This window comes from Kitasatospora terrestris (genome assembly GCF_039542905.1).
GTDB lineage: Bacteria > Actinomycetota > Actinomycetes > Streptomycetales > Streptomycetaceae > Kitasatospora > Kitasatospora terrestris.
The window spans coordinates 2604993-2630090 of record NZ_BAABIS010000001.1 but is presented as its reverse complement, the minus strand read 5'-3'; the positions used below and the strand labels follow the sequence as shown (position 1 = coordinate 2630090).

Genomic DNA, 25098 nt, shown 5'->3' with positions numbered 1-25098 from the left:
CTGTGACGGCCGGGCGGAACGGGGGGAACGGGGATGGTCGGCTTCGTCGTGCGCCGGCTGCGCGGACGGCTGCCGCTGGCGTCCGCCGCGCTGCTCACCGTCCTGATCACCACCGCCGTCCTGACCGCGCTCACGGTGTTCGACCGCGCGGCGGACGAGGCCGGTACGCGCCGCGCCCTGCAGGGCCCCGGCCACGGCCGGACCACCGTGCTGCTCTCCGGCGACCGCACGCTCGCCGACCGGACCGCGGACGACGCGGCGGTGCGCGGCTTCGCCCAGGACCTGTTCGCCCCGCTGCCGGTCACCGTGCAGGCGGTGGCACGCAGCGGCTCGTACGGGCTGGCGGCGACCGCCGCGCCGGGCAAGGACCCCGACCTGACCACGATCGCCGCGCTCGACCGGGCCCGGACCGTCCTCGCCGACGGCAGCTGGCCGGCCGCCGCGCGTCCGGGCGGTCCGGTCGAGGTGGCGGTGCCCGAGCCCGCCCTGGCCGGCCTCGGCCTCGCCGGCGCCCGACTGCCGGCCGAACTGGAGCTCACCGACCGCTTCACCGGCCGGCCGCTCACCGTGCTGGCCACCGGCGTCTACCGGGTCGCCGACCGGGAGGACCCGTACTGGCGACTGGACCCGCTGGCCGGGCGCGGCACCCAGCTGCTGAGCTTCGCCAGCTACGGGCCGCTGCTCGCCGACGACACCGTCTTCACCGGCGGTACGGTCGCCCAGGGCGCCCGCTCCTGGCTGGTCGACGCCGACTTCACCGCACTGCCGGTCGCCGGGACCGGGGCGCTGCGGCAGCGCGCGGTCGACCTCGCCGACCGGATCCGCCGCGAGCAGTCGCTGCGCACCGACACCGACCTGCCCGCCCTGCTCGACGAGTTGGCGACCGACGCGCTGGTCGCCCGGTCCACCCTGCTGGTCGGCGCGCTGCAACTCGCGGTGCTGGCCGCCGCCGCGCTGCTGCTGGTGGTCCACCTGCTGGCCGACCGGCAGGCCGCCGAGAACGAACTGCTCACCGCCCGCGGCGCCTCCCGGCGGCGGATCGGCGCCTTCACCGCCGCCGAGGCCGCGCTGCTGGCACTGCCCGCGGCCGTCCTCGCCCCGCCGCTGACCCCGCTGCTGCTGCGCCTGCTGCCCGGCACCGGCGGGGCACTGCCGACCGGCGTGCCCGCGGTCAGCTGGCCGGTCGCGGCGGCCGTCGCGGTCGGCTGCGTGCTGCTCGCGGTCGTCCCGGTGCTGCTGCGCTCCGCCGGCACGGCGGTGCTCCGCCGGGCCGGCCGGCGGCGAGCGGCGGTCGCCGGGGCGGTCCGCTCCGGCGCCGACCTCGCCCTGCTGGTGCTGGCCGTGCTGGCCTACCAGCAGCTCACCCACTACGCGGGCGGCGGGCTGAGCGCGGACGCGGCGGGCCGGCTCGGCGTCGACCCGCTGCTGGTCGCCGCGCCGACCCTGGCGCTGTGCGCGGGCACCGTCCTGGTGCTGCGGCTGCTGCCGTTCGCGGCCCGGCTCGGCGAGCGGCTGGCCGCGCGCGGCGCGGGCCTGGCACCGGCGCTGGCCGGCTGGCAGTTCGCCCGCCGGCCCGGCCGGGGCGCCGGACCGGTCCTGCTGCTGGTGCTGGCCACCTCGATGGGCATGCTGGCGGTCGGTCAGCGCGCCTCCTGGTCCGCCTCGCAGGCCGACCAGGCGGACTTCGCGACCGCCGGCGGCCTGCGGATATCCGGCTCCGCGGTGCCCGTCGCCGGGCAGGGCGGCCAGTACCGGGCACTGCCCGGCGGCGACCGGCTGATCCCCGTGATCCGCAAGGACCAGCACCTCACCGACGGCCGGGCCGCCACCGTGCTCGCCCTCGACGCCCGGGCCGCCGCCGCGCACCTGCCGGTCCGCTCCGACCTGCTGGACGGCCGGGACCCGAAGGCGCTGTTCGCCGCGCTGCCCGCAGAGCCGCTGACCGGCGCCAAGGCCGGCCCGGTGCTGCCCGGCCGGCCGACCCGGATCGACCTGGACGTCACCACCCGGGTGACCACCCCCGCCCACCCGCTGCCCGACATGGACGGGTTCGCCTGCCCCGGGGTCTGCCGGCACGACCTGCGGCTGCGGATCCTGCTCCGCGACGGCCTCGGCGTCTCCTACACCGTGCAGGCCCCGCCGATCGCCGAATCCGGCGCGCAGCACGTCTCCGTCGACCTCGGCGGCCTGTACGGCGCCCCGACCGGCACCCCCGCCTGGCCGCTCACCGTCGCCGGGCTGCTGGTGGAGAGCGAACTCCAGCCGGACAGCGGCGTCACCGGGCAGTTGTCGATCGACCGGATCACCGCCCTGGACGGCCCCGGCGCCGCCCCCGCCCCCGTCACCCTGCCCGAGGGCCTCGGCTGGAAGGTCACCGCGGAGGCCAAGGGCAAGCTGCCCTCGGACGGCTTCGGCGCGAAGGTCGGCACCGGGCTGCTGCTGCTCGACTACCACACCCTGTCCGGGCCGCGCGGCGTCCAGCGGATGACCGTCGCGCCGATCGACGCCGAGGGCGCGGCCGCGGTGGCGCCCGAGCCCGTCGCCGTCGCCACCCGCGACTACCTGGCGGGCAGCGGTGCCTCGGTCGGCGACGAGGTCCGGGTGCCGCTCGGCACCGCCACCATCAAGGTCAAGGTCGTCGCGCAGGTGCAGGCGCTGCCGACCGCGTTCGGCCCGGCGATCGCCCTCGACCTCGCCACCCTCGACCGGGTGCTCGCCGCCCACGGCGACTACGGGCTCGGCCCCACCGAGTGGTGGCTGCCCGGCACCGGACCGGACGACCCGACCCCCCGCCAGGCCGCCGACCGGCTGCGGGCCGGCGCCACCGTGCAGAACCTGCAGGTCCGTCAGGAACTCGCCGCCGACCTGCGCGCCGACCCGCTCGGCGCCGCCCCGCAGAGCGCGCTCGCCGCGCTCGCGGTGGCCGCCGCCGCGCTCGCCGCGATCGGCTTCGCCGCCGCCTCCGCCGGTGCGGCGGCCGAGCGGACCGCGGAGTTCGCGGTGCTGGTCGCGCTCGGCACGCCCCGGAGGCGGCTGGCCCGGACGGTCGCCGCGGAGCAGGGCGTGCTGGCCCTGCTCGGGCTCGGCGTGGGGCTCGGGCTGGGCGCGCTGCTGGTGCACCTGATGGTGCCGCTGATGGTGCTCACCCCGACCGCGCACCGCCCGGTGCCGGAGGTGCTGGTCCGTCTGCCGCTCGGCCAGGTCGCCCTGCTGGCGGCCGCGATGGCCGCCGTCCTGCTGGTGTCCGCGCGGCCCGCCGCCCGCCGCCACCGCGAACCCGGTTCCCGCCTGCGGCACGTGGAGGAGATGTGAGCGGGCTCGACCGTCCGGGGGCGGCGCCGGTGCGGGTGCCGTGGGTGCGGACCCGGCTGGGTGCGGCGCCGTACGCGGCGGTGCTCGGGACGGTGCTGGTGCTGGTGGCGGCCTTCCTCGCCGCCGCGCTGCCGCGGGCGCTGGACCGCGCGGCCGACGGGGCGCTGCGCGACCTGGTGCGGGGCAGCGGCCCGACCGGCAACGCGCTGCTGGCCGCCTCGGTGCAGACCCGCGAGGTTTCCGGCGACCGGGCCGCCGACCTGGACCGGATCGCCGCGGTGCTGGCCAAGGAGGTGCACGCCCCGCTGCGGCTGGCCGCCGCCGGCGAGGTGTACGGCTCCCGGGCCCGCACCCCCCGCGCGCTGCTCGACCCGGAGCTGCCGCGCCCCGGCACCCTGCCGCCCAAGCTGGGCCTCGCCCACCTGCACGACGTCGCCGGCCACGCCCGGCTGACCGCGGGCCGCTGGCCGGGCGGCGGGCAGGACGGGCTGCGCTTCGAGATCGCTGTTTCCCAGGCCACCGCCGACACGCTGAAGATCCGGGTCGGCCAGGTGCTGGACGCCGGCGCGGCCCCGGGCGGCGACGTGCGGGCCGTCGCCAGGGACGAGCGGTTCACCGCCGAGGTGGTCGGCACCTTCGTCCCCGACGACCCGGAGGGCGCCTTCTGGGCCGGGGTGCAGTGCACCACCGGCCCGTGCCTGGAGTCCGTCGAGGTGGCCCCGGGCGAGTCGGTGCCTTACTGGCTGACCGGCGCGGTCACCGGGACCGGCGGCCTGCCGTCGCTCGGGGCGTGGGGCGACGCGGCCGAGGACTTCTTCCAGGTCCCGATCGACGAGGCGGTGTTCCGCGCCGACCGGCTGCCCGAGGTGCGCCGCGCGTTGGCCTCGCTGATCTCCGGTCCGCAGGCCGCCGCCCTGCCCAACAGCACCCTCCGGCAGGACCTGCGCCTCTCCTCCTCGCTGCCCGGCACGATCGCCACCGCCGAGCGCCGACAGGCCGCCGCCGCGCCGCTGACCGTGCTCGGCCCGGTCGGCGCGGCCGGGGTGGCGCTGACCGTGCTGCTGCTGGCCGCCGCGCTCGCCACCGACCGCCGCGCCGCCGAACTGCGCCTGCTGCGGGCCCGCGGCGCATCCACCCGCGGGCTGCTGCGCCGGCTGCTCGGCGAGAGCGCGGTCACCGCGCTGCCCGCCGCCCTGCTCGGCACCGCGCTGGCCCTGCTCCTGCTGCCCACCCCGCGCTGGGGCGGCGCGGTACTGGCCGGGACGGCGGTGGCCCTGGTCGGCCTGCTGGCCCTGCCGCTGGGCGCGCTGCGGGCGCTGCGGCCCGGCGGGAGCGCCGGCCGCCGCCGGGCGGTCGTCGAGTTCGCGGTGGTGCTGGCCGCCGCCGGGGCGGTCGCCGCAGTCCGCCGCCGCGGGGTCGCCCCCGCCGAGGGCGGCGTGGACCTGCTGCTGGTGGCCGCACCACTGCTGCTCGCGCTGGCCGGCGCGCTGCTGCTGGCCCGGCTGCACCCGGTGCTGATCGGCGGGGCGGCCCGGGCGGCGGCCCGGCGCCCGGGTGCGATCGGCTTCCTGGGCCTGGCCCGGGCCGCCCGCGGGACGGGCCGGCGACCGAGCGTGCTGCCGGTGTTCGCGCTGCTGCTGGCGGTCACCACCGCCGGGTTCGGCGCCACCGTGCTCGCCGCGGTGGACCACGGCCGGCTGCGCGCGGCCCGGGCCGAGGTCGGCGCGGACGCCCGGGTCGCCGCCGCTCCGGGGCTCGCCCTGCCGGACGGCTTCGTCGAGGCCGCCGGCCGGCTGCCCGGCGTCCGCTCGGCGCAGGGCGTCTGGCTCGACCTGGACGGTTCGACGGCCACCGCCGACCGCAGCCTGGCCGGCTCGCTGACCGTGGTGATCGCCGACCCGGCGGCGTACGCCGCGCTCGCCGAGCAGCTCGGCGTCGGCGCCTTCGACCCGGCGCTGCTGAGCGGCCCGGTGGCCGCCGACGCGCCGGTGCCGGCCCTGGTCAGCCCCGCGCTCGCCGAGCGGCTGGACGAGGAGCCGCGCGCCCTGCACCTGGGCAGCCGCGAGGTGCTGATCCGCCCGGTCGGGCAGGTCGGCGCCACCCCCGCGGCGCCGCGCGCCCGCGACCTGGTGGTGCTGCCGGCCGGTCCGGTGCACGACCGGCTGCCCGGCACCGCCAGGGCCAACCTGTGGCTGGCCGGCGGCGACCCGGACCCCGCGGCCCTGCGCGCCCTGCTCGGCGACACGTCCGACCCGAAGCGGGTCCGCACCAGCGCCGAGACGGTGCGGCGGCTGGCCGCCGACCCGCTGGGCCGGGCCGCCGGGGCGGTGTTCCGCGCCGCGGTGGCCGCCGCGGCGGGCTTCGCGGTGCTGGCGGTGCTGATCTCCCTGGTCCGCTCCGGACCGGAGCGCGCCGCGCTGCTCGCCCGGCTGCGCACCATGGGCCTGCGGCCGCGCGAGGGCCTGGCCCTGATCCTGACCGAGGCGCTGCCGTCGGCGCTGCTCGCGGCCCTGGCCGGCGCGCTGTTCGCGGTCCTCGCGGTACTGCTGCTCGGCCCGGCCGTGGACCTGTCCGCGGTGGTCGGCGCGGTCGTGCCCGGCGGCCTGACCCCGGCCGCCGTACCGGTGCTCACCCAGGCCGGCCTGCTGGCCGCCGTCGCCGCGGTCACCGTCCTCGCCGAGGCCGCGATCTCCGGCCGGCGCCAGATCACCACCGAGTTGAGAGCGGGAGACGACCGTTGACCACTGAACCGGCGCCCAGCTACCGGGAGTTGCAGCGCGCCGCGCTGGCAGCCGCCGAACCGGCCCGGTACGGCGAAGGCGCGGCCATCGTGTGCGACCGGGTGGTGCGGATCTTCACCGCCGAGAAGGTCGAGGTGCAGGCCCTGCAGGGATTGGACCTGGTCGTCGAGCGCGGCGACCTGGTGGCCCTGGTCGGCGCCTCCGGCAGCGGCAAGTCCACCCTGCTGAACATCCTCGCCGGGCTGGACAGCCCGACCGCCGGCCGGGCCACCGTGGACGGCTGCGACCTGCTCGACATGAACGCCAGGGACCGGCTGCGCTACCGCCGTGAGGTGGTCGGCTTCGTCTGGCAGCAGACCGCGCGCAACCTGCTGCCCTTCCTCACCGCCGCGCAGAACGTCGCGCTGCCGATGCAGCTGCGCGGCGCCCGCCGCACCCGGGGCGCCGCCAAGCGGCACGCCGCCCGGGTGGCCGAGCTGCTGGAGGCGCTGGAGATCGGCCCGCTCGCCGACCGGCTGCCCGCCCAGCTCTCCGGCGGCCAGCAGCAGCGGGTGGCCATCGCCGTGGCGATGGCCAACAACCCGGCCGTGCTGCTGGCCGACGAACCGACCGGCGAGCTGGACTCGGAGACCGCGGCGGGCATCTTCGACGCCTTCCGGACGGTCAACCGGGAGCTGGCCGCGACCGTGGTGATCGTCACCCACGACCCGATGGTGGCCGGCGAGGTGCGCCGCACCGTCGCCGTCCGGGACGGCCGGACCAGCACCGAGGTGCTGCGCTCGACCGTGGTCGGCGAGGACGGCGCGGAGCGGGTCAGCGAGCGCGAGTACGCGATGCTCGACCGCACCGGCCGGATCCAGCTGCCCCGGCACTTCCTGGCCGCGCTCGGCATGGAGCACCGGGTGGCGGTCGACCTGGCGGCCGACCGCATCGAGGTCCGGCCGGACGAGGCGGCGGAGCTCAGCGCAGCTCGTCCGCCAGCAGGCCCATCGTGAACATGTCCCACCACGCGCCGTCGCGGCGGAACACCTGGCGCAGCCGGCCCTCCTCGACGAAGCCGACCTTCTCGTAGACCGTGCGGGCGGCGTGGTTCTCGGTGACCACGGTGAGCGTCACCTTGTGCAGGCGCATCTCCTCGAAGCCGTACCGGCAGGCGGTGCGCACCGCGTCGGTGGCGAAGCCGCGGCCCCAGTACTCCTTCTCGCCGAGGTAGATGTCGAGCTTGGCGATGCCCTTCTCCGGCTCGGTGCCGTGCAGCATCACCAGGCCGATCAGCACGCCGTCCCCGGTCGCCTCGATGCCGAACAGCACATCCGCGTAGGTGTTGCGAGGCCGGTCGCCGAGCCAGCCGCGGACCTGCTCGACGGTGGACGGGTAGGTGTCGTCCATCCACCGCATCACCTCGGCGTCGTGGTTCCAGCGCCACAGCGACTCGGCGTCCTCGGGCCCCATCGCCCGCAGTGTGATCAGTTCCCCGCGTGTCATCCGCGGTCCCCCCTCGTCGTCGGAGCCCGTGCGGCTCAGTCCAGGTCCTCGGTGCGGCCCAGGGCGTCGGGCTGGCTCTCCTCGATCCGGCGCAGCATCCGGGAGAGCATGCCGGCGAAGGCCGTCCGGTCCTCGCCGGTGATGTCCTGGAGGATGTCCGCCTCGAAGACGGCGGCCATCCGCATCAGCTCCAGCCACTTGTCGCGGCCGTCCTCGGTCAGCTCGATGATCACCCGCACCCGGTTGTTCTCGTCGCGCTCCCGGGTGACCAGGCCCTCGGTGACCATCCGGTCGATCCGGTGGGTCATCGCGGCGGGCGTCAGCCCGAGCCGCTTGGCCAGTTCGCCGGGACCGAGGCGGTACGGACTGCCGGCGATCACCAGGGCCTTGAGCACCTCCCACTCGGCGGAGGTGATCCCGAGGGCGGCCAGCTGGCGCCCGTAGGCGACGTTCATCCGCCGGGACACCCGGGAGAGGGTGGAGACGATGGTCTCCACCTGCGGGTCCACCGTGGGGAATTCCCGCTGGTAGACGGCCACCTGCTCGGCGATGCCCAGCTCGCCGCCGTCGGCGGGCTCGGGTCTGCGTGCACTCATGGCGGTCATTCTCCCACGCAGCCTGCAGTCCTTAAGCCTTTGACCTTTGAGGCTTGCAACCCTTAGAGTTTAGCTCTTAAATCTTGCTGTCTAAAGACTATGACTCTCAAGGGGTGTGCAGTGAAGCAGTGGGGCGGCGGCGGTCGGCTGCGTCGCGTCCAGGTCGGGAACGCGCTCAGCGCCTTCGGCAGCGGGTTCACGATGCCGTACATGTTCGTGTACGTGGACCAGGTGCGGGGCCTCGGCAGTGCGGCGGCGGGCGCGGTGTTCACCGTGTTCGCGCTGGCCGCGCTGGCGGTGCTCCCGTTCACCGGGCGCGGCATCGACCGGTACGGGCCGCGTCCGGTGCTGCTGGCCGGCGCCGCGATCGCCTCCGTCGGCGCGTTCGCCTTCGGTCAGGCCGCCACCACGCCCGGGCTGCTGATCTCCTCCTTCCTGTTCGGCGCCGGTGTCACCACCTGCCAGCCGGCGCTCGCCACGATGATCGTCCGGCTGACCGGCAAGGAGCAGCGCTCGCGCGCCTTCGCCCTGCAGTTCACCCTGGTCAACCTGGGCATGGGCCTCGGCGCCCTGGTCGGCGGCCAGATCGTCGACGTCGCCGACCCGGCCAGCCTGACCCGGCTGTTCACCATCGAGGCGCTGACCTTCCTGGGCCTGGCCGCCGTCACCGGCACCGCCCGGATCCCGGCCGCCGCGCTGGAGGTCGCGGGCTCCGCCGGGGCGGGGGAGCGGCGCGGGCTGCGGGCCCTGGTCGCCGACAAGGCGATGCTGCGGCTCTGCCTGCTCGCCGGCCTGATCTTCTTCACCTGCTACGGCCAGTTCGAGTCCGGGGTCGCCGCGTTCGCCACCGACACCGTCGGCACCGCGCCCTCCACCCTGGGCCTGGCGATCGGCGCCAACGCGCTGACCATCGTGGTGCTGCAGATGTTCGTGGTCCGGCTCACCGAGCGCCGGCGCCGCACCACCGCGATGGCCGCGGCCGGCGTGGTCTGGCTGGCGGCCTGGGGCATGGCGCTGGTCGCCGGCCTGATCCGCTCCGAGGCGCTGGCCGCGACCGTGGCCGTGGTCGCGATCTACGCGCTGTTCGGCGTCGGCGAGTCGCTGCTCGCCCCGACCCTGGGCCCGATCGTCGCCGACCTCGCCCCCACCCGGCTGCTCGGCACCTACAACGCGGGGTACGCACTGGTGAAGCAGATCGCCGTCGCGGTCGGCCCGGCGGTCGGCGTGCTGCTGGTCGGCGCCGGCACCTGGCCGCTGTACCTGGCGGCGATGGCGCTGTGCACCCTCCTGATCGTGGCGCTGTCGGTCAAGCTGCGCGGGCACCTCACCCCGGCGCAGGACAACGTCCGGGTGCTGACGGTCGCTCAGCGGCCGGTGCGGGAGCTGCGCACGGCGGCCTGAGGCCGCTGCGGGTGCGCCGGCCGAGGGGCCGGGCTTACGCTCGATTGGCGTACTGTCGGAGCGGGCCCCGAGAAAGGCGTGCCCCCATGACTGCCGAGCTGTTGGACGACCGGGCACTGGACGCACTGCGGTCCCGTTTCTCCGGTGAGGTGATCGCGCCGGGGAGCCCGGCCTACGACGAGGCCCGGGTGGTCTTCAACGCGATGGTCGACAAGCGCCCGGCGGTGATCGCCCGGTGCGCGACGGTCGACGACGCCGCCGCCGCGGTGGCCTTCGGCACCGAGCGCGGCCTGGAGATCGCGGTCCGCTGCGGCGGGCACGGGGTCACCGGCGCCGCGCTCAGCGAGGGCGGCCTGGTCGTCGACCTGCGCCGGCTGAACGCGGTGGAGATCGACCCGGTGGCCAGGGTGGCCCGGGTCGGCGGCGGCGCGGTGATGGGCGACCTCGACCGCGCCTGCCAGGCGCACGGGCTCGCCGTGACCGGCGGCCGGGTGTCCACCACCGGGGTGGGCGGCCTGGTGCTGGGCGGGGGGTCGGGCTGGCTGGAGCGCAAGTTCGGGCTGATGTGCGACAACCTGCTGGCCGCCGAGCTGGTCACCGCCGACGGCCGGCGGGTGCGGGCCAGTGAGCACGAGAACCCCGAGCTGTTCTGGGCGCTGCACGGCGGCGGCGGCAACTTCGGCGTGGTCACCGCCTTCGTCTTCGGGCTGCACCCGCTGCCGGAGTTCTCGATGGCGCTGCTGATGTGGCCGGCCGAGGGCGGCCTGGAGCTGGCCCGGGCCTACCGCGACGCGATGGACGCGGCGCCCGACGAGGCGGGCGGCGCGATGATCTTCTTCACCGCCCCGCCCGAGCCCTTCGTGCCGGACCACCTGGTCGGACAGTTCGCGGCCGGCGTGCTCGTCACGTACGCCGGCACGGCCGAGCAGGCCCGGCCCTGGGTGGCGCCGATGCTCGGCTACGGGCACCAGGTGGAGGTCGTCCAGGACGTCCCGTACGCCGACCTGCAGTGCATGATCGACGACCCGCCCGGCTTCCGGAACTACTGGTCGGCCGCCTACCTGACCGGGGTGCCCGACCCGGCGCTGGAGAAGTTCTGCGAGGCGGCCCGCGAGATGGTGGTGCCCTCGCCCTCGCAGCACGCGCTCTTCCCGATGGGCGGGGCGGTCGCCCTCGGGCCGGCCGAGTACCCCGTCCCCTGGCGCTCGGCGCCGTGGGCGGTGCACCCGTTCGGCATGTGGGAGGACCCGGCGGACGACGCCCGGGCCTGCGACTGGGCCCACCGGGCGGCCGCCGACATGGCGCCCTGGTCGGTCGGCGCCTCCTACCTCAACTTCATGAGCGAGGAGGACGACGAGGTCGCCACCGCCGGGCGCGGCACGGCCAACGCGGCCCGGCTGGCGGCGGTCAAGGCGGAGTACGACCCGGACAACGTCTTCCACCTCAACCACAACATCCGCCCGGCCTGAGCGGCGCCGCGCTCAGTCGCGGGCGACCGGCATCAGCAGCGAGAAGGTGTCCGCGCGGGTCGGGAAGCGGATCGCCAGCGGGGCGATCGGGCCGCCGAGCTCCAGGACGAGCTGCTCGGCGCCGCCGGCCGCGACGGCCTGCAGCAGGTACTCGCGGTTGACCAGCACCTGGAACCCGTCCGCCGCCAGGATCGCCGTGCCGTCCTCCGCGGCGGGGCCGGACCCGAGGTGGGCCAGCAGCTCGTCCGCCGCGAACTCCAGGCGGTGGGTGGTCTCCACCCGCAGCAGGCGCCGGTAGTCGGGGAAGTCCAGGTCGAGCCGCTCCCCGGCCAGCTCCCGGCCGCCCGCGCGCAGCGTCAACCGCGGCCCGTCCACCGTGAGTTCGATGCTCTCGGCGCCGTCCAGCAGGGCCCGGGCGGCGTCCGCGAGCGCGGTCGGCACCAGCACCCCGCCGCCGGGTCCTTCCACCGTCGCGGGGGCGGTGGCGACGGCCAGCCGGTACCGGTCGGTGGCGACCAGGCGCAGCAGGCCGTCCTTGGGCTCGGGGTCGAACAGCACGCCGCGCACCACCGGGTGCTCCGGGTCGCTGCCGGCGGCGAAGCGGACGGCGTCCAGGGCGGCGGCGAGCGCCGGGGCGGGCACGGTGAGTCGGGTCGGTGCGGTCATCGGATGCTCCCTCAGGTCGATCAGGTCACGGACCGTGGAGAGCTCGCGGCGGGCATCGGCGAGGCCGTCCTCCAGCTGCCGCAGGTGCCGGTCGATCGCGGCCCGGGCGCTCGCCGGGTCGCCGTCCAGGACCTGGGCGATCCCGGCGAGCGGCATGCCGACCCGGCGCAGCCGGGCCAGCAGGCGGGCGCCGGCCAGCTGCTCGGGCGCGTACCAGCGGTAGCCGGTCCGCGGGTCGACCCGGGCCGGGACGAACACCCCGGCGCCGTCGTAGAACCGCAGGGCGCTCACGCCCAGGCCGCTCTCCCGGGCCAGCTCACCGATACTGCGCATTCCGCTCTCCACACCGAGGACTCTGCGCCCTCGACCAGGTCGAGGGTCAACCCACCGTAGGCCCCGCCGCCGACAGGGCGGCAGGCTAGGATTCGGGCAAAGGCGACATAGTGTCAGGTCGAGCAGACGGCGGGGTCATGGCGCAGGCGCAAGTCACCGAGAGGCCGGCCCCCGCGGCGGTGCGGGCGGTCGAACGGGACCGGTGGAGGTGGTGGGGACCGCTGGCGGTGGCGGCGTTCGCCGGGCTGCTGCGGTTCTGGGACCTGCCGTACCCGAACGCGTTCGTCTTCGACGAGACGTACTACCCCAAGGACGCCTGGTCACTGCTGGAGCAGGGCTACGAGGGCGTCTGGCCGGACGGCGCGAACGCCCAGATCCTCGGCGTCCCGCAGATCGTTCCGCTCACCCCCGCACCGGAGTTCGTGGCCCACCCGCCGCTCGGCAAGTGGGTGATCTCGCTGGGCGAGTGGGCGTTCGGCCTGCACCCCTTCGGCTGGCGGATCGTGGTGGCGCTGCTCGGCACCCTGACGGTGCTGATGCTGGCCCGGATCGGCCGGCGGCTGTTCGGCTCGACGCTGCTGGGCTGCACCGCGGCCCTGCTGATGGCGGTGGACGGGCTGCACTTCGTGATGAGCCGGGTCGGCCTGCTGGACGGCGTGCAGCTGTTCTTCGTGCTGGCCGCCTTCGGCTGCCTGCTGGTCGACCGGGACCGGGCCCGCGCCCTGCTGCGGGCCGCCCGCGCGGAGGGCGGCGCGGCGGGCGACCAGGTCGGCCTCGGGGTGCGCCCCTGGCGGCTGGCGGCCGGCGTCCTGCTCGGCTGCGCCTGCGCGGTGAAGTGGAACGGGATCCAGATCCTCGCCGTCCTCGGCCTGCTCACCGTCCTGTGGGACCAGGCGGGCCGCCGCTGGGCCGGCGCCCGGCACCCCTGGCGCTCGATGCTGCGCCGCGACGCCCTGCCCGCCTTCCTCTCCACGGTCGGCGTCGCCGCGCTGGTCTACCTGCTGGCCTGGACCGGCTGGTTCGTCACCGACGGCGGCTACGGCCGGCACTGGGCGGACGACCGGGCCGGCCTCTCCCCGCCGCACACCCCGGTGCTGGAGGTCCCGCTGCCGCAGGTGCCGATGACCTGGGTGCCCGCCGCGCTGCGCAGCTGGTGGCACTACCACGCGCAGATGTACGACTTCAACACCGGCCTGTCCTCCCCGCACACCTACCAGTCCAACCCGTGGAGCTGGCTGGTCCAGGGCCGCCCGGTCTCGATGTACTGGCAGCAGGTGCCGCAGGGCCAGCAGGGCTGCACCGCGTCCGAGGGCTGCGCCTCCCAGATCCTGGCCCTCGGCACCCCGCTGCTGTGGTGGACGGCCTGCTTCGCGCTGGCGTACGCGCTGTGGCGCTGGTTCTTCCGCCGGGACTGGCGGGCCGGCGCGATCCTCGCCGGGGTGGCCGGCGTCTACCTGCCCTGGTTCCAGTACCAGGAACGGACGATCTTCTCCTTCTACATGGTGGTGCTGGTCCCGTTCCTCTGCCTGGCGGTGGCCCAGATGCTGGGCGCGCTGCTCGGCCCGCCCGGCTGCCCGCCCGAGCGGCGCCGCTGGGGCGCGGCCGGCGCCGGGCTGATCGTGCTGGCCGTCGTCGGCTGCTTCGCCTTCTTCCACCCGCTGTACACGGCGGAGGTGATCCCGATGGACGACTGGCGCGCCCGGATGTGGTTCACCAGCTGGATCTGACCGCCGATGGCCGCCGGGCAGCTGCTGCCGGTCACCCCCGCCCTCGGCGCGGCCTGCGCGGTGCTGCTGGCCGCCGCCGTCGCGGTGGCCGGCCTGGGCCGGCTCGGCCACGGGCGGGCGGTGCTGCGGGCGGGCGTCCGGGCGGTGCTGCAGCTCGCCGCGGTCGCCCTGGTGATCGCCTGGGTGGTCGGCGCGCTGTGGAGCTCGGTGCTGTTCGTGCTGCTGATGTTCTCCGTCGCGGTGCGCACCGCCGGGCGGCGGATCACCGACGGCCCGGGCTGGTGGTGGGCGGCGGCGCCGATCGCCGCCGGCGTGCTGCCGGTCCTGGCGCTGCTGCTCGCCACCGGCCTGCTGCCGGCGAAGGGCCTGTCGCTGATTCCGGTCGCCGGGATCCTGATCGGCGGGGCGCTGACCGCCACCTCGCTCTCCGGCCGCCGGGCGCTGGACGAACTGCGGAGCAGGCAAGGCGAGGTCGAGGCCGCCCTGGTGCTCGGCTTCGAGGCGCGCGACGCCCGGCTGGAGATGTCCCGGACGGCCGCCGCCACCTCGCTGGTCCCGGCACTCGACCAGACCCGGACCGTGGGCCTGGTCACCCTGCCCGGCGCCTTCGTCGGCATGCTGCTCGGCGGCGCCACGCCCGCCCAGGCCGGCGCGGTGCAGCTGTTCGTCCTGGTGGCGCTGCTCGCGGTGGAGGCGGCCGCGATCGTCGTCGTGCTGGAACTGGTCGGCCGAGGACTTCTGGCCCCCGGAGCACCGCCCGGCGTCGGGTAGGCTGGGAGGCGTTGAAGGGGAGTAGCCCTCCACCGGACCGTCGACATACTGGCACCGCTCCTCGTGGGCGGGCCCGGCGCCCGGGGCACCCGTCCGCGGGTGCCGGCGAGACCTTCGGCCGCAGTGCTGTGACCATTGACCAGTGCTGTCGGGCCGAGGCATCCCCGAGACGCACCGGTCGGGCAGCCCTTGAACCGAGAGACCTGCCGATCCGATGAACCCCCTGAGCATCGCCGCGCTGACCTTCGGCGTCATCTTCCTCGCCGAACTGCCCGACAAGACCGCGCTGGCCAGCCTGGTCCTGGGCACCAAGTACCGGGCGAGCTACGTCTTCGCCGGCATCGCCGCCGCCTTCGCCGTCCAGGTGGCCCTCGCCCTGGTGGCCGGCAGCCTGCTGGCGATGCTGCCGCAGCGCTGGGTGGAGGGCGTCACCGGGCTGCTGTTCCTGGTCGGAGCCGTGATGCTGCTCTGGCCCAAGGGCGACGAGGAGGACGACGGGCACGCCGCGAAGGAGCCCTCGTCCAACTCCTTCTGGAAGGTGGCCGGCGCGAGCTTCGTCCTGGTCGCGGTCGCCGAGTTCGGCGACCTGACCCAGATCATGACCGCCAACCTGGCCGCCAAGTACGCCTCGCCGCTGGCCGTGGGCCTCGGCGCGTGGCTGGCGCTGTGCGCGGTCGGCGGGATCGCCATCCTGGGCGGGCAGAAGCTGCTGAAGCACGTGCCGATGAAGGTCATCGTGCGGGTCGCCGCCTGCGTGATGCTGGTGCTGTCCGCCTTCAGCCTGGGGAAGGCGATCGTCGGCTGAGCCGCGGTCAGGCGGGGTAGTAGGAGAGCCTGGTACGGGTCTGCGGCCCGTACCAGCCGTCCTCGCCGTGGATGGCCATCATCGTCTGGAAGTTGCGCAGCGCCTGCTCGGTGTTCTTGTCGAACGTGCCGTTGACGTCCTCCTCGTCGAACCGCCAGGGCACGGCGTTGACGAGCCGGGACTGCATCGCGGCCACGTCGGCGCCGGTGTCGCCGCGGTGCAGGTCGCGCACGGTGGCCGACGGGCTCGGCGAGGCCGAGCGGCTCGGCTTGGCGGACGCCGACGGGGAGGGACTCGGCGGGGCCGCCGTGGTCTGCGGCGCCGCGGCCCTGGTGGTCGGCGGCTTGGCCTTGGTGGTGCTGGGCGCGACGGGGGAGGGCGAGCCGCTGCTCGCCTCGACGGTCGGCGTGGTGGGCCCCGGGTACGGGATGCCGCTGTCGGTCGGCGCGGGCAGCGCCTGGTTGCCGCGGTCGGGCGAGGCGGGCGAGAGGGCCAGGGCCAGGCCCGCGCCGACCGCCGCCAGGCCGATCATCGCCCCGGCGATCACCGTCCGCCGCCGGCCCGCCGCCTGCTGCTGCTCGACGCGGCGCTCGGCCCGCGAGCCGGGCGGGGGGACGTACTCCTCGCGGAAGGTGAACATGCCCAGGTCGGTGGCGGGTTCGGAGGAGCGCGCGGGACGGGGCGGGGAGGCAGGCGCGGAGGCAGGCGGGGTCGGGGGTGCCGGGTGCGCCTGCGGGGGTATCAGCTGGGTGTGCGCCTCCGGCCCGGGCTGCCCGACGGGCGGCTGCGCGGGCGGCTGAGCGGGCACCGGCGGCAGCACCGCGGTCTGCGCGGCGGCAGGGGCGACCGGCACGGCGGCGGGGGCCGCGGCGGGGGCCGCCGGGGCGACCGGGCCGAGCGGCACGGCGCCGGGCGTGACCGGGCCGGGCGTGACCGGGCCCGGCAGCACGGTGGTCTGCGCGGCGGCACCGGCGCCCGGGTACGGCGCGACGGGCGGTGCCGGAGGCGCGGGCGGCATCGGCGGCAGGCCGGTCGGCGGGGCCAGCCGGGTGGCGAAGGGGTCCGGCCCCGGACCGGGCTGCTCCACCGGCGCGGCGGCCACGTACGGGCGCACCAGCGGCGGGCCCTCCACGTGCGGCAGGACGGCGGTGTCGGCATTGCTGGGGTCCGAGAAGCAGCCGCAGCCACCCGCCGTCCGTGCCGCGCCGCAGCGGGGGCAGAGCTCTGCCGGCATGGGCCGGTCCTCCTCGGGGTCGGAATGAACGGCCTGATTATGCAGCAGCGGGCTGAGAACGGACAGGGAAGTCCGGTCCGGCCGGATCCGGTTGTCCGGTTTGGTGGTGAATCGGACGGCATGAACCCTCGGTGAACGCGACCTTTCAGCCGAAGAGCAGCTCGCGGTCACTGCCCAGGCGCCCGCGCAGGACCGCCAGTGCGCGCATGCTCTGCGACTTCACCACCGCCGTGCTGACCCCCAGGATCTCCGCGGTGGTCTCCACGCTGTGGTCCTCCCAGTAGCGCAGCAGCACGATCGCCCGGTCCCGCTCGGACAGCAGCATCAGCGCCTCCAGCAGGGTCAGCCGCATCGCGGTGGTGTCCCTGGGCCCGGCGGACTCCGGAAGCTGCTCCACCGCCAGTTCGCCGCTGCTGCGCAGCCGCCGGTGGTCCAGCAGGGAGTTCAGCAGCACCTTCCGGGCGTAGACGAACGGATCGCCGTCGCGCCGGTTGATCCGCTTCCACGCGAGGTACATCTTGGTCAGCGTGGTCTGGGTGAGGTCCTGGGCCAGGTGCCAGTCCCGGCACATCAGGTAGGCGATCTGGCGCAGCCGGCCCGCGCCGGCCTCGGCGAACGCTGTGAAGTCTGCATCGTCGCGCACTGCTTGGTGGTCCCGATCTGTGGGTCGCAAGGGTGGGGGCGGTGGCGCGGCGGTGGGAGCGGCCCGGGGCCGCCCGCACCGCCGCGCGCGTCAGCGCAGTGGCGCCGCTCGGCGGTACTGCTGCTCGGCGGCTTCGACCGTCCGGCTGTCGCTGTGCAGCGACAGGGCCGGTCCGCCGGCCAGCTCGACCGCCTGCTGGGCGGTCAGCGCGTTGGCCCCCGGCGGGAAGTAGTACGCGTTCTCCCCGATCCGGCAGTTGCCGAAGAGCACCTGGGCCCGGGTGGCGTCCGCCCGCCGGACGGTCACCACGACGGTCTGCGGGCACGGCGCGGTGAGGTAGTCCACCGAGGTGAGCTGTCCCCGGCTGTCGAACGTGCAGAAGCGGGCACCGCCCTGCGTGCAGCCGGAGTCCTTGCCGGCGAGCAGGGTGACCCGGACCACGCCGGTGCCCGTCCCCTCCGTCACGTTCAGCATCGCGGACACATCCTGCTCGGGCCCGCTGACGGCGTAGTCGCTGCCCTTCCACGTGGTGCCCGGCAGCGCCTGCACCACCGCCGCGAGCAGCGCCCGCGAGGTGGTCGGCACCGTGTGGGCGGACGCCGACGGGCTCGGTGGGCCCACCGGCGGCTCGGCGGCCGCACTCTGCACCGCCGGGCCGGCGGCCGGCTGCCGGAGCGGCCCGACCGGGCCGCCCAGCAGCGCGACCGCGGCCGCCAGCGCGGTCACCGATCCGACGGCCGCGGCGACCGTCCGGCGCCGGCGCACCCGGCGGCCGTCGCGGGTGGCCGCCTCGATCAGTCCTGCCAGGGGTGGAGCGCTGAGCTCCGACAGCTCCTCGGAGAGAGCGGTACGGAAATCGTCCATCGTTCTTGTCCTCAGGTCTCACCCGCACGCCGGCCATGCGGACCCGCTCCGGTGCGGGGCTCTGCCCACCAGGACGGGTCGGCGCGCCGGTTCGGTCGCACCGGGGGACGAGGAAGTTCCCCGGCGGCCGCTCAGCCGCCGAGCTCGACGGACCGGTACTCGAAGAGCACCCCGAAGCCCGCGCTGGTGTAGAGGTTCATCGCGACCTCGTTGCCGCCGAACACGTTGAACATCAGCGCCGTGTCGCCGGCCGCCACCGCCGCCTGCTCGCCTATCGCCATCGCCGCCCGGCCGTAGCCGTTGCCGCGCTCGTGCTCCTCGATGAACAGCGAGTACCCGTACGTCACCCCCGGCAGGAAGCCGTGGTGCAGCCAGCCGGTGCCGATCGTCCGCTCCTCGGCCTCCAGCACCACGAACGCGTGCCCCGGCGTCCGCCTGCCCTGCGGCAGCAGCCGGGCGAAGTCCGCGTCCGACTTCTCCTGCGCCTGTTCCCGGGTCAGACCGCCGGCCCGCACGATGTCGAACACGTACGCCTCGTCCTCGGCCCGCCGCCACGCCGGGTACTCCGTCTCCGTCATCGGACGGTACGTCACCCCGTCGGGCAGGGCGGCCGGGGTGCCGATGAACTTGACCCGGTTCTGGCCGCGCACCGGGTAGGCGTCGAACAGCGGCTCCGGGGCGAAGAGTTGGATGCCGCAGGAGGTCGTGCCGTGCTCGGCGCACCAGCGCTCCGCCCAGCCGCGGGCGGCCTCGCCGTGGCCGGCGCCGGCATGCGCGGGATCGATCCACAGCTCCTCGATCCGGCCCTCGTCGCCGTCCGCCACCACGGCCACCGCACCCACCGGCCGGCCCCCGGCCCGCACCTCCGCCACCGTCGCCCCGGCCGACCGCTCCAGCCAGCGGGCCACGCTCGCCTCCGCCGCCGGGGCGGCGAAGCCCGCCCGCCGGTACGCCGCGAGCCGGCGCTGCTCGGCGCCCTCGCGCCAGGACGTGGTGTCGGTGAGGATGCTCAGTTCAGTCACGCCCGCTATCTCGGCACGGACGGCATGCCCACGGCAAGCGGTTTTCGCCGCGGTGCGGTGGTGGCCGGGGCAGGGTCGGGCCGGAGCGGGTGCGGTGGTGCGCCGGTGCGTCGGTGCGGACCCGCCGGTCGGCGCCGGGTGGCGCGGTGTCAGCCGGCGCCCTCGCGGTGCTGCTGCGGGCTGACCCCGCGGACCCGCTTGAACGCGGCGCTCAGCGCGAACGCGCTTCCGTAGCCCACCCGGTGGGCGACCGCGGCGAGCGTGGCGTCCGGCTCCGCCAGCAGATCGGCGGCCAGCGCCAGCCGCCAGCCCGTCAGGTACGCCATCGGCGGCTCACCGACCAGCTCGGCGAAACGGCGGGCCAGCGCCGCCCGCGACACCCCGACCTCGGCGGCCAGCACCGCGACCGTCCACGGCCGGGCCGGATCCCCGTGCAGCAGGCCCAGCGCCGGACCCACCACCGGGTCGGCCTGCGCCCGGTACCAGGCCGGCGCCGCCCCCGACGGCCGGGCGAACCACGCCCGCAGCGCGCTGATCAGCAGCAGGTCGAGCAACCGGTCCAGCACCACCTCCTGCCCCGGCTCGTCCCGGCCGATCTCCTCCGCGAGCATCGGCAGCAGCGGCGACCCCCACTCCGCGCCGTCCAGCCGGACCACCTGCGGCAGCGCCCGCAGCAACCGCCCGCTCACCTCCCCGCGCAGCTGGTAGGTGCCGCTGAGCAGCACCGCCGCCGCCTCCGGCCCGCCCGTGCCCCAGGTCCGCAGGCCCCGGTCCAGCTCCTCGCACAGCTCCTCGCCGCCGGGCGCGGTCGACACCTGACCCGGGTGGACCACCACCTGCGGCGCGGTCGACGGCAGGTCCGCCACCGTGTACGGCTCCGGGCCGCGCACCACCGCCAGGTCGCCCGGCCGCAACCGGACCGGCTCCGCGCCGTCCGGGACCACCCAGCCCTCGCCGCGCACCATCGTGAGCAGCGTCAACGGCGCCTCGTCCGCGATCCGCACCGCCCACGGCGGGTCGAACACCGACCGCAGCAGGAAGGCCCCCTGGGCGCGGGGTCCGGTCAGCAGGGCACCGAGAGCGTCCATGCCCGCCACCCTATGCCGCCCGGCCCTGGACGCCCGCGTATGCGGTCGAGCGCCTCGACCATGGAACACCGCCCGCCCCCGCCGGTTGAATCGAACCATGACCACGCGAACCGCCATCGGGCGAACGGAGGTTGCCGGAATGTCCACCCTGCGCACCGCGGTGCTCTTCGCCGCCACCCTCACCACCGGCCTCAGCGCCGGACTCTTCTACTCCTACGCCTGCTCGGTGATGCCCGGCCTCGCCCGGCTCGACGACCGCGGCTTCGTGGAGGCCATGCAGCGGATCAACGTCGCCATCCTCAACGGGTGGTTCATGCTGAGCTTCCTCGGCTCGCTGGTGCTGATCCTCGCCGCCGGCGCCCTCCACCTGCGCGGCGCCGACCGGGGCGTCCTGCTGTGGATCGGCGTCGCCGCGGTCTGCTACATCGCCGTGCTGGCGATCACCGCCGTGGTCAACGTCCCGCTCAACGACCGCTTGGCGGCGGCGACCTCGCCCGAAGCCGCCCGCGCCGCCTTCGAGACCACCTGGGTCCGCTGGAACACCGTCCGCGCCCTCACCTCGACCGCCGCGCTCGCCTCCCTCGCCTGGGCCCTGCACCGCGCGCCGTGAGGCAGGATGGGAGCCATGAGCGTAGTGAAGATCAACGTACTGACCGTCCCCGCCGAGCAGCGCGAGGTGCTGGAGAAGCGCTTCGCCTCGCGGGCCGGCACGGTCGAAGGGTCCGACGGCTTCGAGTGGTTCGAGCTGCTCCGTCCCGTCGAGGGCACCGACCAGTACCTGGTGTACACCCGGTGGCGTGACGAGGCCTCCTTCCAGGCCTGGATGGAGGGCCTGATGAAGGCGGCGCACCAGGGCGGCAGCGCGGGCGGCCCGGGCGGCGCCGGCGGACAGGGCGGCGGCGAGGGCGGCGAGCGTCCCAAGCCCGCGGCGTCCGGTTCCACCGTCTGGTCGTTCGAGGTCGTCCAGTCGGCCGGCCCCAAGCAGGGCTGACCCCGCCGCGGACCGGGACGGGCCGCCCGCACCCCGGTGCGGGCGGCCCGTCGCCGCACCCGGTTCAGGGCCGGTCGAACGACGCCGGCGCGGCGAACGCCGCACGGCGGGTGGCGCGGCGCAAGGTCCGCAGCAGCGGCCCGCCGACGGTCAGGCACAGGACGGCGGTGAGCGCCGCCCGCGGCAGGTCCCAGCCGAGCGACGTGGTCAGGCAGTAGACCGCGAACCGGGCGAGGTTCGCCGGCAGCGGATCACCCGGCACGAAGGAGACCGCGCTGGACGTGCCGCTCAGGTACGGCCAGCCCTGCAGGTTCATCACCGTGCCGTACGCCACGGCGGACACCGCGCCGTAACCCGCGAGCAGCACCTGCTCGCGGCGGCCACGGAGCGACGTCGCACCGGGCAGCAGACCCGCGCCGAGGCACACCCAGCCCATCGCCAGCATCTGGAACGGCAGCCACGGGCCGACACCGCCGGTCAGCAGGCCCGACGCGAACAGCGTCAGCGCCCCCAGCACGAACCCCAGCGCCGGACCCAGCACCCGACCGGCCAGCACCATCAGGAAGAACATCGGCTCCAGCCCGGCCGTCCCCGCGCCCAGCGGCCGCAACGCCGCGCCGGCCGCCGCCAGCACCCCGAGCATCGCCACCGCCTTGGCGTCCAGACCGCGCTCGCCCTCGGACAGCTGCGCCACCACGACGGCCAGGAGCAGCGGCAGCAGCAGGGCGAACAGCCACGGCGCATCGGCGGAGTGACCGACCAGGTCCGACTTCCGCGAGGCCAGCAGCGGCCACCCGAACGCCGCCACCCCCACCGCGGACACCAACCCGAGCACCACCCCGGACCGCCACCCCAGCGACACCACCCCGCTCACCGACCCCCCTCCGCACCGGACGCCCGCGGCGTGCCCGGGGCCGCCGGGGTGTGCGAGCCGTCGGCGTCCCGCGCGGCAGCGCGCTCCGCGGCCGGCTGCGCCGGGACGGCGGGCGCCTGCGGCGTGCTCGGCTGTGCCTGCGGCAGGCCCGGTACGGGCTCGGCGGCCGGCTGTACCGGGGCCTGCGGCACGCCGGGCGGCTGGGTGCCAGTGCCTCCCACACCTGGCTGTGCCGGGACGGCGGACGCCCGCGGCGTGCCCGGGGCCGCCGGGGTGTGCGAGCCGTCGGCGTCCCGCGCGGCAGCGCGCTCCGCGGCCGGCTGCGCCGGGACGGCGGGCGCCTGCGGTGTGCTCGGGGCCGGTGCAGTGGTGGGGGGCCTGCCCAGGGCGATGGCGACCTGGGGGACGGTCAGGTACGGGGGGAGGACCTTGGCGGTCTGGGGGGCGAAGGCGGGGGAGGCGAGGACGGTTTCGGAGGTGGGGCCGTCGGCGACGACCTCGCCGTCGGCGAGGACGGCGGTGCGGTGGGCGAGTTCGGCGGCGAGTTCGACGTCGTGGGTGGCGAGCAGGATCGCGTGGCCGTCGGCGGCGAGCCCTCGCAGGACGGTGACCAGCCGGGCCTTGGCGGCGTAGTCGAGGCCGCGGGTGGGTTCGTCGAGGAGGAGGACGGGCGGCCGGGCGGTGAGGACGACGGCGAGGGCGAGGGTGAGTCGCTGGCCTTCGGAGAGGTCGCGCGGATGGGTGTCCTCGCCGACGCCGGGCAGCAGCCGGGCGACGAGTTCGCGGCAGGTCCCGGGGGCCGCGCCGGCGTCCCGGTCGGCGGCGGCGCATTCGCCGGCGACGCTCTCGCCGTAGAGCAGGTCGCGCGGGTCCTGCGGGACGAGGCCGACCCGGCGGATCAGGTCCTTGGGCCGGGTGCGGTGCGGGACGAGCCCGCCGACCCGGACCGTCCCGGAGGTGGGGGCGTGCAGGCCGACGAGGCTGCCGAGCAGGGTGGACTTGCCGGCGCCGTTGCGTCCCATCAGTGCGGTGATCCCGCCCGCGCGCAGTTCCAGGTCGACGCCGCGCAGCGCCGGGACGGGGCCCCGGGTGACGGCCAGTCGGGCGACGGTGACCAGCGTCTCGCCGAGAGGAGCGGGCGCGGACGGGGCCGCGGTGGTGGTGAGCCGTTCGCGGAGCGTCGCGGCCCGCCGGCGGGCGTCGCGGACGGTGAGCGGCAGCGGGTCCCAGCCGGCGAGCAGGCCGAGGTCGACGACGGGCGGTCGGACGGGGGAGCGGGCCATCAGTTCGGCGGGGTCGCCGAGCAGGGGTGCGGTGCCGTCGCCGGGCAGCAGCAGGACCTGGTCGGCGTACTGGACGACGCGTTCCAGCCGGTGCTCGGACATCAGCACGGTGGTGCCGAGGTCGTGCACCAGTCGCTGCAGGACGGCGAGGACCTCCTCCGCGGCGCCGGGGTCGAGCGCGGAGGTCGGCTCGTCGAGCACCAGGACCTTCGGGTGGACGGTGAGCACCGAGCCGATCGCGACCCGCTGCCGCTGGCCGCCGGAGAGGGTGCTGAGGGCGCGGCCGCGGAGTTCGGCGAGGCCGAGCAGGTCGAGGGTCTCCTCGACGCGGCGCCGCATCACGGCCGGTGCGAGGCCCAGGGATTCCATGCCGTAGGCGAGTTCGTCCTCGACGGTGTCGGTGACGAAGTGTGCGGCCGGGTCCTGGCCCACGGTGCCGACCAGGTCGGCGAGTTCGCGGGGCCGGTGGGTGCGGGTGTCGCGGCCGTCGACGGTGACCCGGCCGCGCAGGGTGCCGCCGGTGAAGTGCGGGACCAGCCCGTTGACCGTTCCGAGGAGGGTGGACTTGCCGCAGCCGGACGGGCCGACCAGCAGGCACAGTTCGCCCTCGGGGACGGTGAGGTGGACGTCGCGCAGGGCCGGCGCGTCGGCGTCGGCGTACTGGACGGAGACCTGGTCGAAGACGATCACCGGCTGCTCCGGGGCGGGTCGGGGGCGACGAGGGCGGGCAGCAGCCCGATCAGTACGGCGGCGGCCGCCGTGAGCGGGAGCTGCGGGGCGGTGAGCGGCACCACGGACGGGCTGAACGCCTCGGGGTGGCGTCCGGCGAGCAGGACCAGCAGTCCGGCCACCGCGAGTCCGGAGCCGGCGGTCAGCCACTCGGGCAGGGCCCAGGGGTCGGGCCGGTAGCGGGTCCTGACGGAGCGTCGGCCGCCGAGCGCCAGCCCGCCGGCCGCCGCCGCGGCGCCGGCCAGCAGCAGCGGCACGGCCCAGGCCGTCCGTCCGCCGGCGCCGAGCAGGCCGTACGTGGCGCTGCACACGGCGAGCAGGCCGAGCAGGGTGAGGGCTCCGGCGGTGCGGACGATGCGGCGCGGGACGTCGGCGGTGCGGCCGAATCCGCGCGAGTCCATCGCCGCGGCGAGTCCGACCGAGCGTTCCAACGCGCCTTCCAGCACCGGGAGTCCGACGGCGAGGACGGCGCGGACACCGCGGTCCTCGCGGCCGCGCAGCCGACGGGCGGCCCGCAGCCGGCGGATGTCGGCGACCAGGTTCGGGGCGAAGGTGGTCGCCACCACGGCGGCCACCCCGACCTCGTAGAGCGCCCCGGGCAGGCAGCGCAGCAGCCGGGCCGGGGAGGCGAGGGCGTTGGCGGCGCCCACGCACAGCAGCAGGACGGCCAGTTTCAGGCCCTCGTAGCAGGCGAAGAGGACGCCCTCGACGGCCACCGGTCCGCCGAGCCGCACGCCCTGCGCCCAGGCGGGGAGCGGGAGGTGGGGGAGGGTGACCAGCACGTGGGTGCCGCCCACCGGCGACCCGAGGAGCACCGCGAACGCCAGCCGCAGCCCGAGCACCACCAGGCCGATCCGCAGGAACGCCCCGTAGGAGCGGGCCCACGGCGCGTCGCTGCGCCGGGCCGCGACCACGTACCCGGCGACCGCCGCGATCAGGAGCAACAGCACCGGATTGGTGGTGCGGGAGGCGCCGGCGGCCAGCCCGAGCGCCCACAGCCACCACGCACCGGGGTGCAGCAGGCGGGGGCCGAGGCGGCGGGCGGGGGGCGATGGCATGGCGGT

The 25098-nt window shown here is 76.2% G+C and carries 21 protein-coding genes; 10 read left to right on the top strand and 11 right to left on the bottom strand.

Annotated features, from left to right (window positions below):
- Positions 1-33 precede the first annotated feature (33 nt).
- The 3 genes from ABEB06_RS12115 to ABEB06_RS12105 are packed head-to-tail and all read left to right on the top strand — an operon-like array spanning position 34 to position 7048.
- Positions 34-3312, top strand: coding sequence for an FtsX-like permease family protein (locus ABEB06_RS12115; RefSeq protein WP_345696856.1), 3279 nt, complete (start codon positions 34-36; stop codon positions 3310-3312).
- The gene (locus ABEB06_RS12110; protein ID WP_345696855.1) at positions 3309-6053 is read left to right on the top strand and encodes a hypothetical protein; all 2745 of its coding nucleotides are present in this window, start codon (positions 3309-3311) and stop codon (positions 6051-6053) included. The genes ABEB06_RS12115 and ABEB06_RS12110 overlap by 4 nt, the downstream gene beginning before the upstream one ends.
- Complete coding sequence (locus ABEB06_RS12105; protein WP_425559616.1) at positions 6050-7048, top strand: ABC transporter ATP-binding protein; 999 nt, start codon at positions 6050-6052, stop codon at positions 7046-7048. The genes ABEB06_RS12110 and ABEB06_RS12105 overlap by 4 nt, the downstream gene beginning before the upstream one ends.
- Here the strand turns inward: ABEB06_RS12105 and ABEB06_RS12100 are convergent.
- Together ABEB06_RS12100 and ABEB06_RS12095 are read right to left on the bottom strand one after the other, a co-directional pair.
- On the bottom strand, positions 7014-7538 hold the full coding sequence (locus tag ABEB06_RS12100) for a GNAT family N-acetyltransferase (RefSeq protein ID WP_345696854.1): 525 nt from the start codon (positions 7536-7538) through the stop codon (positions 7014-7016). The genes ABEB06_RS12105 and ABEB06_RS12100 overlap by 35 nt on opposite strands.
- Before the next feature lie 35 nt (positions 7539-7573).
- Positions 7574-8134, bottom strand: a complete 561-nt coding sequence (locus tag ABEB06_RS12095) for a MarR family winged helix-turn-helix transcriptional regulator (RefSeq protein WP_345696853.1) — start codon at positions 8132-8134, stop codon at positions 7574-7576.
- A 120-nt stretch (positions 8135-8254) separates the two neighbouring features.
- On the opposite strand from ABEB06_RS12095, the gene ABEB06_RS12090 reads away from it, so the two are divergent.
- Together ABEB06_RS12090 and ABEB06_RS12085 are read left to right on the top strand one after the other, a co-directional pair.
- Positions 8255-9535: an MFS transporter gene (locus ABEB06_RS12090; protein WP_345696852.1), complete on the top strand. Its 1281-nt coding sequence runs from the start codon at positions 8255-8257 to the stop codon at positions 9533-9535.
- Positions 9536-9621: 86 nt separating this feature from the next.
- A complete protein-coding gene (locus tag ABEB06_RS12085) occupies positions 9622-11004 on the top strand; it encodes an FAD-binding oxidoreductase (RefSeq protein WP_345696851.1) in 1383 nt (460 codons plus the stop codon).
- 12 nt (positions 11005-11016) lie between these two features.
- On the opposite strand, the gene ABEB06_RS12080 is transcribed toward ABEB06_RS12085, so the two are convergent.
- A complete protein-coding gene (locus tag ABEB06_RS12080) occupies positions 11017-12003 on the bottom strand; it encodes a DNA polymerase III subunit beta family protein (RefSeq protein ID WP_345696850.1) in 987 nt (328 codons plus the stop codon).
- Between the two features lie 137 nt (positions 12004-12140).
- On the opposite strand from ABEB06_RS12080, the gene ABEB06_RS12075 reads away from it, so the two are divergent.
- The 3 genes from ABEB06_RS12075 (at position 12141) to ABEB06_RS12065 (ending at position 15306) form a co-directional block, all read left to right on the top strand.
- Positions 12141-13730, top strand: a complete 1590-nt coding sequence (locus ABEB06_RS12075) for a dolichyl-phosphate-mannose--protein mannosyltransferase (protein WP_345696849.1) — start codon at positions 12141-12143, stop codon at positions 13728-13730.
- A 6-nt stretch (positions 13731-13736) separates the two neighbouring features.
- Positions 13737-14501 carry an ABC transporter permease gene (locus ABEB06_RS12070; RefSeq protein WP_345696848.1) on the top strand — a complete coding sequence of 255 codons (765 nt, stop codon included), beginning with the start codon at positions 13737-13739 and terminating at the stop codon, positions 14499-14501.
- 214 nt (positions 14502-14715) lie between these two features.
- The gene (locus tag ABEB06_RS12065; RefSeq protein WP_345696847.1) at positions 14716-15306 is read left to right on the top strand and encodes a TMEM165/GDT1 family protein; all 591 of its coding nucleotides are present in this window, start codon (positions 14716-14718) and stop codon (positions 15304-15306) included.
- A 7-nt stretch (positions 15307-15313) separates the two neighbouring features.
- Here ABEB06_RS12065 and ABEB06_RS12060 read toward each other — a convergent pair whose 3' ends face one another.
- The 5 genes from ABEB06_RS12060 to ABEB06_RS12040 all read right to left on the bottom strand — a co-directional run bounded on the left by ABEB06_RS12060 (position 15314) and on the right by ABEB06_RS12040 (position 20157).
- The gene (locus ABEB06_RS12060) at positions 15314-16540 is read right to left on the bottom strand and encodes a peptidoglycan-binding domain-containing protein (protein ID WP_345696846.1); all 1227 of its coding nucleotides are present in this window, start codon (positions 16538-16540) and stop codon (positions 15314-15316) included.
- Positions 16541-16685: 145 nt separating this feature from the next.
- Positions 16686-17183: a SigE family RNA polymerase sigma factor gene (locus ABEB06_RS12055; RefSeq protein WP_345696845.1), complete on the bottom strand. Its 498-nt coding sequence runs from the start codon at positions 17181-17183 to the stop codon at positions 16686-16688.
- Between the two features lie 90 nt (positions 17184-17273).
- Positions 17274-18047, bottom strand: coding sequence for a hypothetical protein (locus ABEB06_RS12050; protein WP_345696844.1), 774 nt, complete (start codon positions 18045-18047; stop codon positions 17274-17276).
- A 131-nt stretch (positions 18048-18178) separates the two neighbouring features.
- Complete coding sequence (locus tag ABEB06_RS12045) at positions 18179-19069, bottom strand: GNAT family N-acetyltransferase (RefSeq protein WP_345696843.1); 891 nt, start codon at positions 19067-19069, stop codon at positions 18179-18181.
- A 149-nt stretch (positions 19070-19218) separates the two neighbouring features.
- Positions 19219-20157 carry an AraC family transcriptional regulator gene (locus tag ABEB06_RS12040; RefSeq protein ID WP_345696842.1) on the bottom strand — a complete coding sequence of 313 codons (939 nt, stop codon included), beginning with the start codon at positions 20155-20157 and terminating at the stop codon, positions 19219-19221.
- Positions 20158-20254: 97 nt separating this feature from the next.
- Between ABEB06_RS12040 and ABEB06_RS12035 the strand changes: the two genes are divergently transcribed.
- The gene (locus tag ABEB06_RS12035) at positions 20255-20767 is read left to right on the top strand and encodes an anthrone oxygenase family protein (RefSeq protein WP_345696841.1); all 513 of its coding nucleotides are present in this window, start codon (positions 20255-20257) and stop codon (positions 20765-20767) included.
- 15 nt (positions 20768-20782) lie between these two features.
- On the top strand, positions 20783-21148 hold the full coding sequence (locus ABEB06_RS12030) for an antibiotic biosynthesis monooxygenase family protein (protein WP_345696840.1): 366 nt from the start codon (positions 20783-20785) through the stop codon (positions 21146-21148).
- A 64-nt stretch (positions 21149-21212) separates the two neighbouring features.
- On the opposite strand, the gene ABEB06_RS12025 is transcribed toward ABEB06_RS12030, so the two are convergent.
- Genes ABEB06_RS12025 through ABEB06_RS12015 form a run of 3 tightly spaced genes read right to left on the bottom strand, consistent with a single transcriptional unit; the run spans position 21213 to position 25092 of the window.
- Positions 21213-22022, bottom strand: coding sequence for an ECF transporter S component (locus tag ABEB06_RS12025; protein WP_345696839.1), 810 nt, complete (start codon positions 22020-22022; stop codon positions 21213-21215).
- On the bottom strand, positions 22019-23995 hold the full coding sequence (locus tag ABEB06_RS12020) for an ABC transporter ATP-binding protein (protein ID WP_345696838.1): 1977 nt from the start codon (positions 23993-23995) through the stop codon (positions 22019-22021). The genes ABEB06_RS12025 and ABEB06_RS12020 overlap by 4 nt, the downstream gene beginning before the upstream one ends.
- Positions 23992-25092, bottom strand: coding sequence for an energy-coupling factor transporter transmembrane protein EcfT (locus tag ABEB06_RS12015; protein WP_345696837.1), 1101 nt, complete (start codon positions 25090-25092; stop codon positions 23992-23994). Before ABEB06_RS12015 ends, ABEB06_RS12020 begins: the two co-directional genes overlap by 4 nt.
- Positions 25093-25098 lie beyond the last annotated feature (6 nt).

Coding starts and splice junctions, on each gene's coding strand:
- ABEB06_RS12065 (WP_345696847.1), top strand. CDS start 14,716: ATGAACCCCCTGAGCATCGCCGCGCTGACCTTCGGCGTCATCTTCCTC.
- ABEB06_RS12115 (WP_345696856.1), top strand. CDS start 34: ATGGTCGGCTTCGTCGTGCGCCGGCTGCGCGGACGGCTGCCGCTGGCG.
- ABEB06_RS12060 (WP_345696846.1), bottom strand. CDS start 16,540: ATGCCGGCAGAGCTCTGCCCCCGCTGCGGCGCGGCACGGACGGCGGGT.
- ABEB06_RS12095 (WP_345696853.1), bottom strand. CDS start 8,134: ATGAGTGCACGCAGACCCGAGCCCGCCGACGGCGGCGAGCTGGGCATC.
- ABEB06_RS12070 (WP_345696848.1), top strand. CDS start 13,737: ATGGCCGCCGGGCAGCTGCTGCCGGTCACCCCCGCCCTCGGCGCGGCC.
- ABEB06_RS12080 (WP_345696850.1), bottom strand. CDS start 12,003: ATGCGCAGTATCGGTGAGCTGGCCCGGGAGAGCGGCCTGGGCGTGAGC.
- ABEB06_RS12085 (WP_345696851.1), top strand. CDS start 9,622: ATGACTGCCGAGCTGTTGGACGACCGGGCACTGGACGCACTGCGGTCC.
- ABEB06_RS12035 (WP_345696841.1), top strand. CDS start 20,255: ATGACCACGCGAACCGCCATCGGGCGAACGGAGGTTGCCGGAATGTCC.
- ABEB06_RS12030 (WP_345696840.1), top strand. CDS start 20,783: ATGAGCGTAGTGAAGATCAACGTACTGACCGTCCCCGCCGAGCAGCGC.
- ABEB06_RS12075 (WP_345696849.1), top strand. CDS start 12,141: ATGGCGCAGGCGCAAGTCACCGAGAGGCCGGCCCCCGCGGCGGTGCGG.
- ABEB06_RS12040 (WP_345696842.1), bottom strand. CDS start 20,157: ATGGACGCTCTCGGTGCCCTGCTGACCGGACCCCGCGCCCAGGGGGCC.
- ABEB06_RS12015 (WP_345696837.1), bottom strand. CDS start 25,092: ATGCCATCGCCCCCCGCCCGCCGCCTCGGCCCCCGCCTGCTGCACCCC.
- ABEB06_RS12050 (WP_345696844.1), bottom strand. CDS start 18,047: ATGGACGATTTCCGTACCGCTCTCTCCGAGGAGCTGTCGGAGCTCAGC.
- ABEB06_RS12100 (WP_345696854.1), bottom strand. CDS start 7,538: ATGACACGCGGGGAACTGATCACACTGCGGGCGATGGGGCCCGAGGAC.